The organism is Fischerella sp. PCC 9605, from assembly GCF_000517105.1.
Lineage (GTDB): Bacteria > Cyanobacteriota > Cyanobacteriia > Cyanobacteriales > Nostocaceae > PCC9605.
In genome coordinates this window covers 117,107-136,611 of record NZ_KI912149.1, presented here as the reverse complement: position 1 = coordinate 136,611, position 19,505 = coordinate 117,107, and the positions used below count along the sequence as shown (strand labels likewise).

The 19,505-nt window shown below is 40.9% G+C and carries 18 protein-coding genes and 1 pseudogene; 2 read left to right on the top strand and 17 right to left on the bottom strand.

Features of this window, described 5'->3' with window-relative positions; all coding sequences use genetic code 11:
* Positions 1-304: pseudogene (locus FIS9605_RS45285) on the top strand (DUF6262 family protein); the annotation flags it as partial.
* On the opposite strand, the gene FIS9605_RS37205 reads toward FIS9605_RS45285, so the two are convergent.
* The 4 genes from FIS9605_RS37205 to FIS9605_RS0115535 all read right to left on the bottom strand — a co-directional run bounded on the left by FIS9605_RS37205 (position 222) and on the right by FIS9605_RS0115535 (position 3,463).
* Entirely contained in the window at positions 222-1,229 is a 1,008-nt protein-coding gene (locus tag FIS9605_RS37205) for an RNA-guided endonuclease InsQ/TnpB family protein (protein ID WP_231510375.1), read from the bottom strand. The pseudogene FIS9605_RS45285 and the gene FIS9605_RS37205 sit on opposite strands and share 83 nt — an antisense overlap.
* Before the next feature lie 101 nt (positions 1,230-1,330).
* Positions 1,331-1,945, bottom strand: a complete 615-nt coding sequence (locus FIS9605_RS37200) for a WcaF family extracellular polysaccharide biosynthesis acetyltransferase (protein WP_082209829.1) — start codon at positions 1,943-1,945, stop codon at positions 1,331-1,333.
* Position 1,946: 1 nt separating this feature from the next.
* Positions 1,947-2,534 carry a YdcF family protein gene (locus tag FIS9605_RS0115540; RefSeq protein WP_026733416.1) on the bottom strand — a complete coding sequence of 196 codons (588 nt, stop codon included), beginning with the start codon at positions 2,532-2,534 and terminating at the stop codon, positions 1,947-1,949.
* Between the two features lie 29 nt (positions 2,535-2,563).
* A complete protein-coding gene (locus tag FIS9605_RS0115535) occupies positions 2,564-3,463 on the bottom strand; it encodes a 2OG-Fe(II) oxygenase (protein ID WP_231510374.1) in 900 nt (299 codons plus the stop codon).
* 275 nt (positions 3,464-3,738) lie between these two features.
* On the opposite strand from FIS9605_RS0115535, the gene FIS9605_RS0115530 reads away from it, so the two are divergent.
* Positions 3,739-4,635, top strand: a complete 897-nt coding sequence (locus tag FIS9605_RS0115530; protein ID WP_026733414.1) for a class I SAM-dependent methyltransferase — start codon at positions 3,739-3,741, stop codon at positions 4,633-4,635.
* A gap of 37 nt (positions 4,636-4,672) precedes the next feature.
* Here the strand turns inward: FIS9605_RS0115530 and FIS9605_RS0115525 are convergent, their stop codons facing one another.
* The 13 genes from FIS9605_RS0115525 to FIS9605_RS44085 all read right to left on the bottom strand — a co-directional run bounded on the left by FIS9605_RS0115525 (position 4,673) and on the right by FIS9605_RS44085 (position 19,387).
* Positions 4,673-5,452, bottom strand: a complete 780-nt coding sequence (locus FIS9605_RS0115525) for a glycosyltransferase family 2 protein (protein ID WP_026733413.1) — start codon at positions 5,450-5,452, stop codon at positions 4,673-4,675.
* A 73-nt stretch (positions 5,453-5,525) separates the two neighbouring features.
* The gene (locus tag FIS9605_RS0115520; protein ID WP_026733412.1) at positions 5,526-6,719 is read right to left on the bottom strand and encodes a glycosyltransferase; all 1,194 of its coding nucleotides are present in this window, start codon (positions 6,717-6,719) and stop codon (positions 5,526-5,528) included.
* Entirely contained in the window at positions 6,716-7,891 is a 1,176-nt protein-coding gene (locus FIS9605_RS0115515) for a glycosyltransferase (RefSeq protein ID WP_051470036.1), read from the bottom strand. The genes FIS9605_RS0115520 and FIS9605_RS0115515 overlap by 4 nt, the downstream gene beginning before the upstream one ends.
* A gap of 13 nt (positions 7,892-7,904) precedes the next feature.
* Complete coding sequence (locus FIS9605_RS0115510) at positions 7,905-9,164, bottom strand: glycosyltransferase family 4 protein (protein ID WP_026733410.1); 1,260 nt, start codon at positions 9,162-9,164, stop codon at positions 7,905-7,907.
* Positions 9,157-10,530 (bottom strand): hypothetical protein, encoded by a 1,374-nt coding sequence (locus tag FIS9605_RS37195; RefSeq protein WP_035139888.1) that lies wholly within the window; start codon positions 10,528-10,530, stop codon positions 9,157-9,159. Before FIS9605_RS37195 ends, FIS9605_RS0115510 begins: the two co-directional genes overlap by 8 nt.
* Complete coding sequence (locus FIS9605_RS0115500; RefSeq protein WP_026733409.1) at positions 10,530-11,537, bottom strand: glycosyltransferase family 4 protein; 1,008 nt, start codon at positions 11,535-11,537, stop codon at positions 10,530-10,532. Before FIS9605_RS0115500 ends, FIS9605_RS37195 begins: the two co-directional genes overlap by 1 nt.
* Positions 11,538-11,631: 94 nt before the next feature.
* On the bottom strand, positions 11,632-12,825 hold the full coding sequence (locus FIS9605_RS0115495) for a glycosyltransferase family 4 protein (RefSeq protein ID WP_026733408.1): 1,194 nt from the start codon (positions 12,823-12,825) through the stop codon (positions 11,632-11,634).
* Positions 12,826-12,829: 4 nt separating this feature from the next.
* On the bottom strand, positions 12,830-13,966 hold the full coding sequence (locus FIS9605_RS0115490; RefSeq protein ID WP_035139887.1) for a hypothetical protein: 1,137 nt from the start codon (positions 13,964-13,966) through the stop codon (positions 12,830-12,832).
* Between the two features lie 314 nt (positions 13,967-14,280).
* Complete coding sequence (locus FIS9605_RS0115485) at positions 14,281-15,153, bottom strand: glycosyltransferase family 2 protein (RefSeq protein WP_026733406.1); 873 nt, start codon at positions 15,151-15,153, stop codon at positions 14,281-14,283.
* Entirely contained in the window at positions 15,150-16,025 is an 876-nt protein-coding gene (locus FIS9605_RS0115480) for a hypothetical protein (RefSeq protein WP_155960438.1), read from the bottom strand. Before FIS9605_RS0115480 ends, FIS9605_RS0115485 begins: the two co-directional genes overlap by 4 nt.
* 49 nt (positions 16,026-16,074) lie before the next feature.
* On the bottom strand, positions 16,075-17,724 hold the full coding sequence (locus tag FIS9605_RS0115475; protein ID WP_026733404.1) for a glycosyltransferase: 1,650 nt from the start codon (positions 17,722-17,724) through the stop codon (positions 16,075-16,077).
* 48 nt (positions 17,725-17,772) lie between these two features.
* On the bottom strand, positions 17,773-19,128 hold the full coding sequence (locus tag FIS9605_RS0115470) for a hypothetical protein (RefSeq protein WP_197036064.1): 1,356 nt from the start codon (positions 19,126-19,128) through the stop codon (positions 17,773-17,775).
* Between the two features lie 67 nt (positions 19,129-19,195).
* Entirely contained in the window at positions 19,196-19,387 is a 192-nt protein-coding gene (locus tag FIS9605_RS44085) for a hypothetical protein (RefSeq protein ID WP_197036063.1), read from the bottom strand.
* Between the last annotated feature and the right edge of the window lie 118 nt (positions 19,388-19,505).

The window sequence follows — 19,505 nt, the reverse complement described above, 5'->3', positions numbered from 1 at the left end:
TGTTTTAGATGCGATAGAAGCTTTTAAAGAAGCAATCTCTGATGGTGATGTTGATAAACCTGGAGGTTGGCTGAAAACAGCTATTGAGCAAGGATGGAAACCCAATGGGAAAATTCAAATTAAATCGGAGTTAGACTTATTCACCGAATGGTATCCAAAAGCCAAGCTGCATAGGTTGATTCAAGCTAGTCAAACTACCAAAGACGGCATCATGATCTACACTAACGATGAAAAGTGGATACCTTTTTCAGAGATGTTATCCCAGTATCCACTTGAAACGTTGTATAAATCGTCAACAGCGTAAAATATTTACTATATAAATGTTGTAGACGTTGTAAACGACATAACAGGGGGTATGACTCTTCATTAATCAAAACGGTTATTCCAACTAATTCAGCTTTGTACTTCAACTGCTCGATAAACCGAGCATGAGGAATACTAACGAAGTTCTGATTAGTTGTTTTACCGAGATTGATTTGTTGTTTCCACTGCTGATTTTTGCCAATCACTAATGTTCCAATTTCCTGGCTTGCCAAGTAGTTGATAATCCATCGACTAGCATTGTGTAGGTAATTGTCAATCCGGTTATTACGCTTACAAGTTATGCAAAGGATGCGGCGTGATGTTTTGGCATTGCCTTGGAGTTTAGATTGAAGAAGTGCTTTGATTTTATTGTATTGTTGGTTAATAGATTTTAGTGGTCGCCCGTTAACAAGAACTGCTCTTAACCCAGGCTTGTTTGAAGTTAACCCCGCTAAATTGTCTAACCCAATATCAATACCCGCCACCCAATCTGGGTTTAATTGCTGTGGCTTTGCGTCTTGTGAATACACCAGTTCAATTACATACTGCCCACACTGGGGAATGAGCCGCACTTGTTTGATATTACTAGCTTTAGTGGCAAATTCAATTTGAGTTTGAGATAGTTTAATCACTCCTTTTTTTAGTAATGTTTTTGAGATTGCACCGCGCTCATAAATTACTAGATTTCGCCCCTTTTCTTTGTCCTTGTACTTGGGCAATTTCGGACGACTTTTAAACTTTGATGGGTCTTGGTTATACGCTTTCTGTGCCTCAAAAAATGACTTCCAGTTCCGGTGTAAAACCATCAGTACTTGATTACTGACTTTACGCGGTAGTGCCGTGTATGACTCATGGTGCTTTACTTTAGGGAATACGGCAGCGTTATTCAGATATTTGCCTTCAAAGATAAATGACTGCCTTACCAAGTAGTTAGCCTAGTTGTAGAGGTTCTTAGAACGCCATGCTAAATCATCTATTTCTTCGTAAAATTGATGCCCAATTTTGATAATGTGACGCTCTACTAATCTCATTCTTCTACTCCATCACGATCAAGTTCAGCAATAATTTTTTCAGTTTTGCGTTTTGCCCTCCTTAAACCGTAAATCACCTTTCTTTGCTTAACCGGTTGAGCTAGGTTACCCGCATAAATTGTCATTGGTTCTAGAGAGCGTGCAGTCACTCCCCCTAAAGTTAGCACTGCTCCCCGACCAACTGTAACGCCGGGGCCAATTACTGCCTTTGCTGCAATCCAACTACTCTCTTGAATGTGAATAGGAGCAGTCATCAGTTTAAAATCGGGATGAGTCCAGTCGTGATTGCCGGTGCAGAGATAGACACCCTGAGATAGGCATACATGACTTTCGATAGTCACCTGAGCAAGGTTATCTATCCAAGCATCTTCCCCAATCCATACATGATCGCCTATACTCAACCGCCAAGGAAACTTCACCCGCACTCCTGGCTTAATGCGGACATTTCGACCAATTTTTGCTCCAAAAATACGGAGTAACCAAACTTTTAGGGCTGACATGGGAAGCCAATAACTTTTTACCAAAGGGAACCCCAGGAAATACCACAAAACTTGTTTCCAGTAGGGCGCACCTGGTGTGTAAGTGCCGACATCATAGCAATCTAGACGCATATTATGGTAAATCAACATCAAACTGAAGGCTTGCCCCCGTACGACCTGTAACAATCCAAAGCAGAGAGCGACAAATATCACGAAGAATGCGGAGGTTGGATTCTTTCGGTTGGTTTGATCGTACAGAGAGTGGAGTGAAGGTGATACCTTGGCTACCAAGGATAATAGTGGCGATCGCTTTGGCTCTGGGCATGTGATAGTCAGAGGTAATCAGGTAAAGATGCTGAATGTGGTGTTGTTTGAAATCAGAAATGAGAGTAGTAAAGTTGGTAACTGTATCAACAGCACGGTAGTCGAGGTGAAGGCGATTGTCTGAGATACCTGCGGCTTGAAAAATTTTACGTGCTTTATTGGGACACATACCAGAAGAAACCCAAATTTCTAGGGATGGATACCAATGAGCAAACTCTGCGGTGAATTCTTCTCTTTGTCCTAATGTTTCACCACCAAGTGTAAGGATGGCTTCAGGTTGGGGAGCTTGATAGGACGCGATCGCCAGACGCACAGGAACAAGCATCAGCAGATAGAGGATCAAACCTGCTAAAGCCAAAATCCAATATCTTTTGAGTAGGCTAAAAAGGGGTTTCACGGATATACTACTAATTCATCATTTGCTGTCTACTTTTCGTAATAATGAGGCTTTCTAATTCCATGTTTAACAATTTTACGAATTCCATTGCGTAAGACTGCATCCCCCTGTAATACTATATCTCTCATCTTTTGTTCTGGGCGTCCTCGAAATGAGGTAACGTGAAAATATTCCTCTATATCACCAGGTTTTGAAGAAAAGTAATAGTTAGACACGCAGCAACGCTGACCGTGATGTTTTACCTTGCTCACAGAGTGCCAGGATGTTCTATTTGTAATCATTATCGCTAGTCGATTGAACTTGCTGTGAATAGTTCTACACCTCTGTTTTAACCCGTTATCCCAAAGCTCTAGATTGCCACCATACTCTTCTTTCCAGTCAGGTGTAACATAGTAGAGCAAGTTCAATACACGATAATTCTTCCGGTCTTTGTCATGTGAATTATCAAGGTGAGGGTTGAGAAAACAACCATAGTCCATCAGACTAATTCCACCTGCGTATAAGTATTGATCTGGCAACAACTCTTCAAATCCAGTAATTTCAGAAACGAGAGCTACTACTTTGGGAGCTTGAAAAGCATAGATAATTTCTTGCAGAATGGGACTATACTTGTTCATTTGCATCCCAACGTACTTATACTCTCGAATATCTTTTAAAAGTAATAAATTGTCCTTATCCGGATATGCTTTATAGATTTCTCTGGCATCATTTTCATCTAACAACTCATCAACATAACAACTCTTGATGCGGTTATCTATAGAAAAATCTCTTTTCAGTAAATCTTTGTATTGTTTAAGCCTATTGTAAATCTGTTCGGCATATTCCTGTCTTGTCTTATAAATTTGTGATTGTTCTGTTGGTGGCTGAGTATTGTTTGATTTCATCATAATACCTAAAAAATCTAAAATATAATATTTAGGTAATATCAAATTACTATATTATTTGAAGGATTAATTATTTTTCAATAGCATTAAAATTATTATTGAGTAATATCAAAATATGCAATTATTTTCAAGTTTATTTTCTCGTCTATGATAATATAAAATTTAGAAATATTTTTTAGATAATCTACAAAAATATTATTAATGACATGATTTATTAAATTTTCATTATTAATTCAGAACAATAAATCAAATTAGTTGATTTATGAAATATAAAGCTTATAATCATGATAAAAATTGAATAGGATAAATGTGTATATTTTATGTTAAATAAATTACCATGCAATTTGTCTCAATATTTGTCAGCAGAAAATAATTTTGATAGATGGGATGAAGGTATTCTGATTTGCAAACTTCTCAATTCGACACCAGCTATTCAGGCAAATAGTTATTACTTTGGGCATCCAGAATGGGCAAAAAATTATTTTGAAGCCTGTCATCGGGATGAAAAATTCGTAGACCTTTGGCAAGCTGTCATAGGTAGTTGGCATGACAAAATTGTTGTGGATATAGGTTGTGGACCAGGAAATTTGTATGCGTCGCTGAAAGAACGCTGTGGTGAACCCCAGCTATTACTGGGTGTAGACGTTTCTCATGGTGCTCTGAAAATGGCTCAACAAATTGGGTACACACCAATCCTGGCTGATGCTCAACAACTGCCATTAGTTTCTAATTTTGCTGACATTGTGATGCTTAACGCCTGCTTACACCACTGTGATGATATGGCAAAGGCATTGGCAGAGGCAGCACGCCTGGTTCGTCCAGGGGGACTTTTAATCAGCGATCATGACCCGCAGCGCACTGCCTATCAATTGTGGGGTTTAGGTTTACTATTGTGGCAGATACGTCTGCCACTTTATCGACTTTTGAAACGAGGTGGACACTCTACATCTGAGGAGCAGTTCTGGAGTGTGGCAACGGAGGTGCATCACAAACCAGGTGACGGTGTCAAACCTGAACTCTACTATCAGGTATTGGAACCACTGGGGTTTATAGTTAAGCTTTACCCCCATAATCACACGGTGGGTGCTGAAGTCTTGGAGGGCAATTATGGTCGAGCATTTTGGAAGTGTCGTCTAGCTCAACGATTATCAGGAATCGAGCCCGATTCCCCAAAGGCTGCATTATCGCTAATGTGTATTGCTACCCGTCAAGGTTGAAAATATCCCGGCTTTACCAAAGTCGAGCCGGGATACTTTACATTCTGGGTTTTTGTTCTAAGTTCTTGGCTTCAATCAGACGAATTGCAAGTAGAATTTCTGCCAAAACACGCTGAAATGCATAATACCAACCACGCCACCCATCAAGAATACCACCTTTGAGAATAAGGCAGTAGAAAAGGATGATGAAAGGAGCCAGAATTTTTTGTTTGCGGATGCGATCGCCCCAACTCATTTCACTGATTGGAGTTTCTAATAACTTCTTAGCCTCAATCACTGAGTAGCGATCCTGTGCCCACAACCAGCGGCTAAGAGATTTGCGATCGTCGTGGTAGATATAGCTAGACAGCATCCCTGGCTGACCTTTAACCTCTAAGAGTTGGGTATGGCCGTCATCAATGTAAATAGATTTATCTTTCCTGAAAAGAACCTGCCGGGGAGGAAGTATGGTACCTCGCAGGGGATTGCCAAAGACACAATATTTGAATCTGGCAAAATAACCATCTATTTGCGAGTCTGGAGATAATTCTTTGATTTCAGCAATAAGCTTGTCTGAAACAATGTAGTCTGCGTCCAGAGAGAGCACCCATTCAGAGGTTATTTGTTGTAAACCGTAATTCCATTGGGTTGCGTGGGTGTCAAATTTTCGTTTGAATATTTGAACTTGAGGATAAGACGCTGCAATTTCTAACGTTTCATCGGTACTATAGCTGTCAATAATAACAATCTGCTTTGCCCAAGTGAGCTTTTGAAGGGTACGGGCGATGTTGGGTGCTTCGTTGTAGGTAAGAATAAGAGGGGTTACTTTCTCTAACATAGAAATATAGATATAAATTTGCTCACAAACAACTCTATTCAGTGTTACAGAACTGGAGCAAGCAGAGTATTCTTCAGTAAAGAGCAGGAATAGGCTTTTTTTGGAGGATATTTGTATAAATTTGTTGCATTTGGAAAGCAATTTTTTCCCAGGTGTATTTATCAAAGATAATCTGACGAGCGCGATCGCCCATTGACTTTGCCTGTTGAGGATCGCTCAAGTAATCCTCAAGGTTTTTGGCGATCGCTGACACATCCAGTTCGGGAACGTAACCCAAATTGTGTTGTTTAACAACAGAAGCTAGAGCAACACCAGGAGTGACAATAACAGGAAGACCTACAGCTAAAGCTTCTAGAACTGCAACGCCAAAGTTTTCGGAGTGAGAGGTTAGGACAAACAAGTCTGAACCTTGCAGCAGCATATTTTTTTTCTCTCCTTCGACAAATCCAGCTAAATGGGTGCGATCGCAAATGCCAGTCGATACTAAGAGAGATTCTATTTCCGCTTCATATTCTGGAGAACCACTGCCTGCTAAAACGAAGGTGAAGCGATGGTGAGTGAGTTTACTCAAGGCCGGGATAAGATAATCTAGTCCTTTTTTGTGATGCAGACGTGACAAAAATAAGATGATAGGTTCATCTGGAGGCAAGTTGAGATGTTGCCGCAAACGACGACGGACATCGGGGATACTAGGAGGAATAGAGAATCCGTGGGGTAAAACAAAACTGGGAACGCTGAGATTTAAGCGGGATACTTCTTGTTGTTCTTGTTCGGAGGTCAGATGAAGTACCTGACTGTGGTTAAGGTTAGCCCGTTCGATTAAGTTGAGATAAATTTGTTTTTTACGAGCCCCTTGCTGGAGCGACCATTCACATAGTTGTCCTAAAGGGCGAACAATGTAGGGAATGCTTTGAAGACGAGCAATTAGCATTGCCGCCGTAGAAGCATAGGAAAAAATAGCGTGAATGTGTAGCAAGTCGTACTTGTCAGCATTTTGCCACAACCATGCAGTTAGCTGACTAGAAAATGCGAATTCTCGTATAGGATGAACATTAGGCGAAAAGCGCGAGAAAAACCGAATCGGCACCTGCTCGTACTCTATAAGTTGACATAAAGGCACATCGAGTAAATTGTTACCATCATCATTAGTAGTGATGATTTCAGCCTCCACATCTTGGTTTCGCAGTGCTTTAACTGTTTCCAGTACTGCTTTACTGGGTCCACCTCGTACTGACGCTACTGAAGGAATGACATGAAGAACTTTCATAATTGAGTTTGAATGGGAGAGTGCTGCAATAATTCAGCAAGCCTCTGCTGAAAATGTGCAAATCCGTAGATATCATTTACTTTTTGCAGCAGGGTCTGTGGTTGATACATCAAAGGATTGGGATAATTTCCCTGCAAGATTTTAATCAGCGTTTGACAAATATCTGCGACATTATCCGGATCGACTAACGCTCCCAATTCACCTTGACAAAGAGCATCTATAGCTCCATCTTGGTTACCTGCTAGCACGGGTTTGCCACAGGCTAATGCTTCCAAGTAAACAATTCCAAAGCCTTCACATTTGCTTGGCATGGCAAAAACATCACAAAGATTGTAGTAGTCGCACAGTTCGCAATCCGGGATAAATCCTGCTAAGGTGACACAGTCTTGCAAACCCAGTTGAGTGATTAATTGTTCAACCCGGGGGCGATCTTTACCTTTACCTACCAATATGTAATGAATATTTGGAATCTGCCGACGGATTTCAGGAAGAGCTTTGAGAATTTGGTCATAGCCTTTGTGGCGTTCACTGCTATCGAGTCTTGCTACAGTCAAAATAACTAGTTGGTCACGAGTTAGTTGATGACGGTTCAGCAGATGTTGAGGTTTGGGAGCTATTTGGAAGCGATTAACATCAAAAGTATTGGGCAATAGTGAAACTTTTGTTGGGTCAAGCTGTTGCTCTTTGAGGAGGCGATCGCGAGTATGGTTACTAACTGCCAGAATGCGATCTGCATGATGCAAGGCAGTTTTCAAAGCAGGAGACTTGATGTTCCAGGCTTCTACACCATGAGCAACAGTCCAGTAAGGTGTACCGATTAGGCGTTTCAGCAAATAAGCAGCAACCGTGAAATTGAGATGAGAGGCTATCACCAAGCTAGGATGTTTCCAGAGTCCACGTCCCAAAATTTGAGTAGCATAAACAAGTGTTCGTAGAGCGATCGGCGAAGTTCCCGCAAAGTGAAACCGGGTGTTACTAATGAAAGAAAAGTTTGCTAGGCATTGAGTATCGTGTTTTAGAAACACCTCATACTCAATTTTGGGATATAGCCTTTGTAAGGCTTCCAATAAAAAGGTTGAGTAGGTTTGAATTCCACCTTTAAATTCAAAAATATCAGGAAACCATAGGTGTAAATGCAGATGCTTGCGCTCTTGAGCTTGGCAATTTTTCATATAGAGATATTTTTTATCTTTGATCTGCTAGGATTTCCTGGACTCGACTAGCTAATTGTTGGCGATACAAACCCCAATTAAATTGTTCAGCTTTGCGACGAGCTGCTTGTCCCATTTTCGCCAACTCTTGAGGATGGGAGTAACACCACTCCAGTTTTTCCTTTAGTGCTTCTACATCGCGAATTGGTATGATAAATCCTTCCATACCGTCGGTAAAAACATCTGGTCCTCCTGTATTAGGGGTAGTAATCACAGGAATACCACACGCCATTGCTTCTAATATCACCAAACCAAAACCTTCCACCAAAGAAGGAAAAACTAAAACGCTAGCACTACTGTAGTACTGATTGAGGAGAAGATGGGGAACAGAAGGGATATGGCAGCAAATATCTTTGTACTGTTCTAGCCAACCTGCGGGGAAGAGATTAGAACCCACTAACACCAACTCTGCATCGCTTAGCCTCAACTCTTGCCAAGCTTGCAGGAGGTAGTGAACTCCTTTTCGGGGCGAAACACGACCTACAAATAGAGCGCGAAAGTAATCATCGTTTTTCGGTTGAGGCTTAAAGGAGTCCACAGGAGCACCATATGGAATGACGCTCACTTTTTCTGACTCTACACCAATTTCTAACAGTGACTGTTTTGTGATTGAAGAAGCCACAAAGATATAATCTGCCAGTTTAACTTCTTGTTCTTTGCGCTCAATTTTCCATGCAGGCTCTTGAATAGTCTGAATGACTGAAGCTAGGTCAGGGAAGCGTTCAGCTTCTTGGCTCATGATGCGACGAGTCATTTGATAAAAAGGGATAGGCAAATCGTACAGACAGAGAATGCCTTTTTGTTTCGCCTTCTCAAAGGTAGTTGCAGCCAGATCCTCATAGCTATAAATAGCATCTAAGTCCTTAAGGTGATGTTCGGATACTTGACGATCAAGAGAGACATATACCCACGCCAGCAATTGTGCAGAACTGAAACCCAAGCGAGAGGCTAAGCTAGTTCTTGATAAAAATATCCGGATAACTTCTTTCGAAGGATAGGTTTGAATAGGCACACCATTAGGAGAAACCCAAGTACGCCTGCTCAACTCATTGGCAATTTCCGATCTAAATTTTTTGGGCAGCAAATTACAGTAACGCCATATAAATGCTTCTGGATCGTAGGCAACTGAGGTAATGATCTCTTTGAGTAAGTTAGCTTCGGTAAATGCCAAGGCCGCATTGCGAGCAAAGGAAGGATTAATGTGATGAACTATTGAAATGCGTGGGTTAGACATTCTGTTGCTCTCCCCAATATCTATACGACAAAAACTGCCGATATTCCAATTCTGGAAATAAGAGGATAAAACTACTAAAGAACCAGTAGTAAATAGCAAAGGTAGTGTTAAAGACTAATTGAGCCGTAATATTAATGGCTTGAAACAAGAGAGCGGCAAGAATCAATTGTCGCAGGAAGGGACTTTTTAGTTTTAAGAGTACTTGCAAAATAGAAAAAATTATAGCTATACGTAGTCCATACCAAAATAAGAAGCCAAATGCCCCTAACTCTACAACGACGCGCCCTGTCTCTCCTTCTACTGGTATTAGAATAGGATCTCCTGCGGGTAGTTTGAGCGCTTGACGCAAAAAAGGATTTGCCTGATGGGTTGCTCCTATTCCATAACCATTAATACCCACTAATTGGGCATAATCCCAAGGTTCTCTAAAACTAGTTAAACTGCGATCGCCTACCGAATCAGAACCTTGGGCACGGGCGAGAAATGCATCTACTCCTTTTGTAAATAATCTTGGTATTATAAACGACATTAATATCACAGGTAGAATAAACTTTTGAGTGGAGCGAGCAGCTAATGCAGGTTTGGTAAGCCAAAGTATACAGACATATCCCACTACAAACAAAATCTCAAAAAAAATCAAAGTCCGGGCTCCTGTCATAAAAGACGTGCCCACGACCAAGAATATTTCAGCATATGTGAGCAATTGCCAAAGTCGAGCTTGCCGTAAAGTCAACATTGGAATCAGTATACTGAAACAAGCCATCATGTAAGTTGAATAACCAACAATGTAGGGGAATGTACCTGTGACTCGAACTGCTTCAATACCAGCAAATGTGGCTGTTGCTTCTTTTCCAGCAGCGTATACATTAATCGGACTAGAAGGTGGACTTAAAAATTGAGCTACAGCTAGAAGGCAGACTGGAATCGCTAGTAGCAAATAGTTGCGTAAAAATTTGTACAGTTCCTCCTCAGACTGAAATACGTTGGGTAACATCCACATTAAGGGCATGTAATAGAAATAAGCTTTAAGTCCAAACACACCCACAATGGGCGAGCCTAAGCTGGGATTAAAAGCTTGGAATATAGACCAGCTTATTGCCATTACTAAAAAGATATTGAAAAGACTCCATTTAAACGGATATTTAGGCTCAGAACTAAGGTAGTACTTTAGATATGCTCCCAGAAGAACTAAATCTTTTAAAAAATAAATAAGCTCACTTGCTTGTGGTAGTACCCATTTTCGCAGTGCACCTTCTAAAATAACAAGAACAAATGTGAATTTAACAGTACGTCGCCAATCTAGTGAAGATATCCAAACAATAGCCACCACGGCTATTAGACCTACCAAAGCAAAGAGCAGTTGCATTAAATTACCCTCTCTAAAGCGTCAAGGTATGCTTTAGCAATGGCTTTACTGGTGTGACGAGCTAAGTGTGAGCTAGCCTTTTCTCTATATGTTGTCAATCTATCAGGGTGAGTGAGCAAATTGAATAGGATCTGGGTCAACTGCTCTATATTGCCGTTGGGAAATACCATACCGCAAGCACCTATTGCTTCCTTCAGTCCACCACCCTCTGAACCTACAACTACACAACCACAAGCAATTGCTTCTAATGCGACGATACCAAATGGCTCATTCCAAAGAGATGGAACCACCATAATTTGGTGAGCATTTAATAATCTAGCTAATTCATGCTCAACTATGACTCCAGCAAAATTGACTTGTGTGGCAATTTCTAAATCCTTTGCTTGTTGGCGTAATTTTGATTCTTCTGGTCCGCTACCAATAATGGTTAACTGAGGAATGAGTCCCATCTTTTTGAGGTTAGCCAATGCCTCCAATAGTAGATTAACTCCCTTGTCAGAAACCAAACGCCCTAGAAAAACAAGTTCTTGGGTACGCGGAATTTCTGGCATTTCATAAAAAACATCCTCACGATAAGAATTGGGAATGACAATCGATGGTACTGGTATGGCTTCAGCTAAAGCATGACTAACTGAAATATTTGTCGCCAAGCGAGTGACAAAGCGCTTTAGATAATCTTGCCATCCTAAATTACCATTGCTACGACGATACCAAGTGTGATGGCTAATTACTAAAGGTTTAGGTACAAATAGTAGTGGCCAAATTCCCTTCAAACTTACACAGGCTTGGAAATAAACATCACACCAACGGCTTAAATTTAATAGCTGTTGTGGATGAGGTTGTCGGATGATTTCAAAGGGAAAATTTTTTGAGTCTGTTGCTGGAGTAGTTGATACAAGTTTTACCTCATGTCCCTGATAAGTAAACTCATGGGCTAAAGTTGAAATAATTGTTTCTAAACCACCTATTTTTGGATAAAAAGATGGTGAGTAGATTAAAATTTTCATTAAATTAAATAGTTAATTTCTGTTCCAACTTATTAGTATAGGAAAACTGTAACTTCATTCTCTTATCCTATGATTGAGGGATGTGGCAAAATTTTTAACTTGTTAAAGTTTTTTCTAAGGCTTGCACCAGAGACTCTATATTTTGCTGAGGCGACCAAGTTTTCATTCGCTCAGCAGCAGCAACGCTCATTTTATGCAAACACTCACTATCGGGAAGGACTACTTGTAAGATTTTGGCTAAGGCATCTACATCACCACAGGAATAAACAAATCCTGTTTCGCCGTGTTGAACAAGATCGTGACGAGCACCTATGCGATCGCTTACAACTACAGGACAGCCACAGAGCATTGCTTCATTCACAACAACACCAAAGGGTTCATACTCTGATGAAAAGACGAACAAATCAGCAGTTCGATACACAGAAGGCAACTGGGACTGGTTGACAAAACCAAGGAACCTGATTCGTTCTGCAATTCCTAAAGCTTTCGCTTCTACTTCCAGTTCTGACCGCAATGGACCTTCACCAGCAAATACTAGATAGCTTTCTGACACATTAGCTTTGGCAAATGCTCGTAGAGCATCTTGTGGACGCTTCCAGGGTTGAAGTTTAGCGCAGAAAAGGATAACTGGCGAATGTTCGGGAATATTCCACTTTTGTCTTACTTCTGCTCGATTGACCTGCTTTGCCTGAGCTATCCACCATTCATTATTCACGGCATAAGGAGTTAATTTTATACGTTGCTCAGGAATTCCTAAGGAATTTATATACTTCACACCTCCAGATGAGGGAACAATAACAGTATCTGCTAGACCGAAGATCCAAGGTAATAACAATTTTTTAAGATTTTCTTTCCAGGTTGTTCGATCTCTAGGGCTTAACTCATGGGCATCTGTACCAAACAGTAAGGCAGTTCCACTAGATTTGGCTGCTGTCGCCGCGACCCAGAAACTGGCATAGGCATAGCCTGTGTACGCTACTACAGCGTCAAATCCGCCAGTGCGTATCTGTTTCCACAGATCTAAATTTATCAGTCCGAAGAAACGACCTAAGCCGGGTTGAGGAGATTGATTAGGTATTTGAACCCAATGATAACCATCTAGGAGGGGAACATCCCATGCAACTTCTACACCAAACCCAGAATCTAGACCTGGTTCAGCACCTTGCAAACTACAATAAGCAACCAAAATATCTAGCTTTGGATGTTGCGCCATTAACCGGAAAAGTGGGGCAGAATACGGTACAGGATGGGAAGCTATAATTAATACTTTATATTTACTGTTATTCATTGTTTTATTTCCCTTCAACCTTCTGCCCAAGGTATTTAGCAAAAATCCTGGCTTGTGCAGATAGGTTGTGAGTTTGATACCAACTATAGGCATTATCTGCAATTTCCTGTCCCAGTTCTAGGGACAACAGTCTGCTTTGATCGCCAGTAGACCAGTAATGTTTACCGCTTTGGAGACCATCTATCAGCACTGTGCTAGAACCAATCATGCAGGAAATCAGCTTATGAGCACAATAAGCAGCAAAAACACCTGATTTTGCTAAGTAGGCTGGCGGAGGAACATTTAAAAAACCTGCTACAGAATCTAGCAAAATCTTACTAATTTCTGTTGCTTCAGTAATGCCCTTTTCCAGAATAGGAATGCCATTGATTTCAGAAAGTTCTAAATCAGTAGGAACGCCAATATCACATATTTCTTCAATTTTCAAAGCTTGGCAGATTTGCTCCAAAGCTGGGCGGCATTCTTGATAAACTTGCGATCGACTGTTGCGATGTCCAAACACTACTAGTCGGCGAGTACGTTTTGCTAGTGGTAGGACAACCTCTGGCTCCCCAATATTGGAAAAAACAGGGAGTGAGGTGATAGAACCTTGTTTAGATCGCACCAGTTGATACAGAATTTCAGCATAATTCTGTTTGCTGGTGAGACAGCGATCGCTTAGTTTAAGCAAGCGACCTGCCAAATTTTGTTGCAAAGGAGATAACCAAAACGCACTTGTCCAGGGTGTACCAGAAGCATACACTTCATGAAACATAGTTACTAAGTGCGAGTTAGCAGTTTTAGATTTCCAAAGTTCTAAACCTTTAACTAACCAAATTGGACAACCTCTCTTGGCATAGCCATAACCCACATAATGCAGTAATATTGGCACTGTCGAGGCTGAAGTTGATTGATTACTGTCAGAAAATAATAGAGATAACAATGCTTCAGCAGAATCAGTCTCCACTTTTTGGATAGGAAAGTCTTCTATTGAACTAGCTCCCTGCCAGTTAGGAGTACCAACAATAAAGTGTGTTTCTATGTTGTATTCTCTTCGCAACTGGCGAGCCAAATTCAGCGCATAATCCCCTAATCCATTAACAGATGGAGGCAGTTGAGGAACAATTTGGAGGATTTTAGTAAGCTGATCTTTTAGCGTCACTTTTTATTTCAAGTAGAACAACCAAATTAAACATAAAATGCGCCCTGTAAGATCCCCGACAACTCTTGCGAATGCAGCTGGCGAATGGTGGATCTGACCCCTCGACCCAATGACTTTATGGGTTTTTCGAGACAACATTTATGGTGCGACGCGTCCTGGAATAGCCCTAAAATAGTTGATTTCTCATTGATGAGGGGTGTCACCCCTGATTCGCCAGCAGTATCCGCAAGAGTTGTCGGGGATCTGTTTATTTATGTTGACTTACTTATTATTTAATAGTATTACTAATGCTCAATCGTCTTGTCTTTGAGAATTTATCTGTTCAACCAACTCTTAGCGTTGAGTTCAAAGATTAAACATAACTTAAAAGCCATATAAATGAATGCTAGATGTTCTAAAAAAGCTTCTTTTATCCCAGAGCCTCTAAACTTTAACAATCCTGGAATCGTAGATTTTAAAAAACCATGCAATGCATAAATCAGGTATGTTCGGTAGTTGATTTTAACTAATTCATCTGGATGGATAGATAAATAAATGAATGTTGATTCCTGTTGCTGCTTAAGCTTTTTCCACCCCCCCTTAGGTCTCCAAGGATGACATACAGAAGCATTCTTGATGAAGGGAAATTTGTACCCCATATTTTTGAGCCTTAGCCTCAGTTCCACATCCTCCATGGCAGCATAAGGAAATCGCTCATCAAAACCGCCTATTGATTCAAAAAGTTGCCGTTGAATTGCAAAGTTACATGACCAAAGATATCCTCCCAACTCATTGACAGGTGATGTTTCACCTAGCGTCTTTTTGGGGCGGTCAACGTACGTTCTTCCCTCGAAAACCAGAGTGCAAGCTTCGGTAACTATAGCTTTAGCATAGGTTTCCAACCATTGAGGATCGGGTAAGCAGTCGTCATCTGTAAAGGCCAGCCACTCTCCTTGAGCATATTTAGCTCCGTTGTTACGATTTGCAGCTGGACCTTTGGAGAGACCAGCTACCCACTTTGCCCAAGGATAGTGCTGCTTAATCATCTCCTCAGCAGTGGTTTCGGAACCGTCATCAGTAACAATTACTTCGTATTGTTCAGATGTTAACGTTTGAACTCCAGGGGTTAAGCAATCCAAACATTTTGCCAATAAGTCATTACGACGACAGGTTGGAATGATTACTGAAAATAGAGGGCTTGAGTTCATGGTTGTAATAAAGCCTGAAAAGCATGCTTAAAGCGACGAGCTATTGTCCGCACAGATCTACTTTTTTTCTGATATGACAAACTCCACTGCTTAACCTGCTCATCCCACTCAGCTTTTTCTGCTTGGGTGAGAAAGTTATAAAAAATTTGATGAATAGGCCGAGGTACATCCATGCGTGTACCCGCCCAGTGAATTAAGTAGGGTTTTCTTAGGGGATCGGTCCAGTAGTGCTCAGGGTTACCTAGATAGTCTCCTGCCCATGTTGACTCCATATTAATGGGAGGCAGGGTGAGGTTTACAATTTCAACCCCAGATTGCCATAGGAGTAAGTTTAGCCCTGGCTGATCGTGAAACGGGAAATGAACGCAGGTTTCTACAAAGTCTGGTTGCATTGCGATCGCTTTGAGTGAATCGATTGTGAATAGTGGGCGATCGCAAGCAAATTGACCTGCATTAAATACTTTGCTTTGCCAAATGGTGCTTTTACTCGAAATAAATTTTTGCGATTCCTTTGTGTATGTCCCTTCTGGATTATGCCAGTGACAACATGAAGCAATAAATCCAGAATAAGGCTCTAATACTTCTTCAGGGTTTCTCAAAAAGCAGATATCTGAGTCTACATATTGGTAATCTGACACCGTCAGACATTGATACTTTCGCATCATTGGATGGGCTTGCTCAGCTTTTAGCCAACTTATAATTTCAGGTATCTCCCACCAGGTAGACCCTTTTGGCAATTTAAAGAGATTGTCATCGTAGGGAATTACCAAAAGCGGCAGTTGGCAACCCGTTGCACGCAGAGAGCGCTCCATTGCTAGAAAGCGCAATCGCACTTTATTGTTCGCCAATGATATAATTTTGTCAAGTTTCATGAGACCCAGTTTCTCAATTTTCATCTACCGAGGGGATATTTTGAAATATCTATCGGTACGACAACAATTTTTTCATCCGTAAGTAAAACCATTCTGGTAGCAATAGGGTGAATAATTTAAAGCTACCAAAATGGCTCAAATCTTGCATTTTTATCAACTTGATCCAGTTTTGCCAACGTTGTTCGAGTGGCATCATCCTCATACGACTTTGAATTATCACGTCAATATCAATATCCTTTTTGCAAAAAATACCGGACAATAAGCCATCCGTTTCACCAAGAAACATACCCTGTGGAACAGCCGAAGTCATAGTTACGCGAGGCAAACTAACAGCACGGAGATATAAATTTTCCAACCAAAGCTGCCAATTGCTGCCAATGTGTATCTCTTCGATTTGTCTTTTGGTTGCTTCCCCCAGGGATAACCTTAATTCTTCATCATCAATCAAGCTTGATAAGATTTTTATGTACTCTTCTAAATTGCGTGCACGGAGCAGCTTGCCGTCTAGACCGGGCGCATCAGCGCCAATTATTCTACATGTATCAGAGAATGGATAGCGGCTCACCACGGGCACGCCGTAGCTGCCAGCTTCTAGCAGCGATGTATTAGAAATAATGGGGAATGTATCAACATAAATGTCAGCGGCTTGGTAGAAAACGCTAGTATCTGCACGCTCTGCGAAAACTTTGATTCTTCCCTCTGTTTGCTGGATAGCTGATGACCAATCCTCGCTGTTATCAGAACCAATGACTATCAGAATCGCGTGATTATATTTTTGCATTAAGGGAAGGTGGACATCAGCAAAGCTGATTCCGTCAATTGTTTTGTATTTATGTGCCCTTGCGATGGAGAGCAGTAGGACGCTGTTGTCAGGAATATCCAGCTGGCGTTTCGCTTCTACTCGGGAAAGGGTTCTGTGCGCAGGGTTTAAAACTATCGGCAGCAATAAGTTGCGTTCCGCTGCAATATTTCTGCGCTCTAGTGATAGCTGCATCCCAGACTCGCGAAGATTTGCAATGACATCGCTGATACCAATTCCTTGCCAAAAACATTGGTCAGCCTGGTTCACATAAATAACAGGTGGAGATTGGTCTTTATTTGCGAAGGCAATAGTTGGAATGACATCTTCTTGATGTGTATGTAGCACCACTACATCTGCTGATGTGGCAATCTCGCGCAGTTTTGTTGCCCAAGAAATAACGCTGCCAATGCTTTCTTTCAATGCATATATTTTGCCCTGACTTTTGAAGACAGCTTCTTTGAGAAATGGAGCTACATCGACTAGTGTTTGTCGCGTTACCACGAGCGAGTGCGATCGCTCCCTATCCTGCTGAATCCAACGGCAAAGCATTTTAGAATGTCCACCGATGCAAGGAGCTCCAGTAATAACATGCAGTACATTACTTGGTGTTCCAGACAACGAGGTGTTTTTAATGGGAGTAAAATTGGTTTGTATAGCCTTTTGTCCGATTGCAAGCAGAACCTGCTCCAGATCTGGGCTGACAAACAAACCACAATGTTGGTAAGTCGCATAGAAGGCTGCTATCTCTGCATACACTGCCCCTGCCTCATATTTGCCACACTCTGTCAAGTATTTTGCTTGAGCAACTAAGCTAGAGAATACCTGAAAGCGTTTTTGAATCAGACGGAGACCTTCTTCATGCATTAAGCTGAGTATATTGTTAGCTATTTTCTCCATGCCTGATCCTTAGAATCTAGTTAAAAAAATAAAATGGAGAATTTGACATCAAAGTCTTCCGCGAATATACAGTATGTACGGTCCATAAGCTTGAACTCCATTCGACCTACGTTTTTTCTCTACTTTATTTTTCTCATCACTAACCAGAGTTTCCTTATATCTAAGACCTGATTCTTCTATTCGAGAAATCATCTTCGGATTGATATATTTTTGAGAGAGAATAGCATAGTCAATAGAAGACAGAAACTGTTGAAACTCAATATCATTACGCTGTTCTAAAGCGTGTAACCTATCAAAGGGGAAAAACATTTTCCAACCCAATGAACGACCCACGTAATAGAATTCTCCTGCGTCTAAGTAAATTTTGTGAGAACCCGCACCGATCGATGAGACTCCTGCATTGTATAAAATTTGAGGTTCTCTACCTTCTTTTTGACTCAATGCTAATGCTGGGCGAACTATCAATGATAAAACTACAGACCAAGTTAGTAGAAGTATCAAGAGGCTAGAAACTATCCGACGATGAATCTTTGTATTAAGTCTATGTTCAAAATCTTGGTAGATACCACTAATTAGACATAATATATACGGCAATAAGTAAACAGCACGAAATGTATAAAATTTTGTAATCAGCAGAAGTGTGAATAAAAAGAGTGTAGTAAGTATTAACTTCTTTTCACGTGAAAAAATCACTCCAATTAGGGCAATTATCGGTAACAATGGGTTGGTTTTATAGGTAGACAATACTCCTTTCAGCGTATTTATAATTTCTGTCAATAAACTTGAGCGTTCTCTTAGTGTACTATCGCCACTGGCAATCACTCGCAAATCACTTAATGTCACAGTCAACTGCTGCCATATAGGAATTACTAATAAGGTTGCTGTTATTCCTCCTCCCAAGGCGAATGCAATTATTTGCCACAAACTAGTTTTCCAATCTCTACGAAGTGCTTGTACTCTCCAAATCAGTTCAACTAATTCAAGTATTACTAATGGATATAGGAGAAAAGCCGATGGCCAAACAAAAATATTTGCAGCAGTCAAACTTCCTGCCAGAGCAACTAACCATGTGAATGTTTGGGCATTCTGGATTCTTGCCATTGCCAGTCTCAGCATCCAGCAAGAGCTAAAACATAGTGCAAAAGCCCAACAGTCAACGCGAGCACCACGATAACTTTGTACAAAGATCGGTTCTAGCAGAAAAACTAAAGCTAACAGCCATGCCATACTCTTGGGAGTTTGGCGTGATAGCAACCATCCCAATAATGCAGTAGCTGCAATCATTCCTCCTATCAGTGAAGCCAGTCTAGGCCCAATAATTGAGAGATTGCTGGCTCTAAAAGCAAGTTCTTGTAAAGTTGCTCCCAGGTAAGATAGCAATAAGACTGGTCTGTTTGTTAACACAGACCAATTCAGCGACCAATCACTATTCGATTCAAGAGTTAGCCTACCATATTCAACTATTTGAATCTCATCGCCCCATATTGACGGAGAAATAGTTAGGGTCAGCAAATGCACTATAAACACTATAATGATTGCTATCAACCATACGCTCCAAAAGCGATAATTTGGTAATATAGTGCGGTTTTCCCAGAATTTCGGAGATAAAAGCATACAAGTTTGTAAAAGGAATACCGAGTTTTTCTACTCTGGCCAAGGGCATTGCTTATTAGTGGGATAAAGCTATCCTGAACTTTTGTTCATAATGACCAAAAGTAAGGTAATAAACATTTAGCGATCGCATCTAGTCATCCCATCTCAGGATTTTGCAACACTGTGGC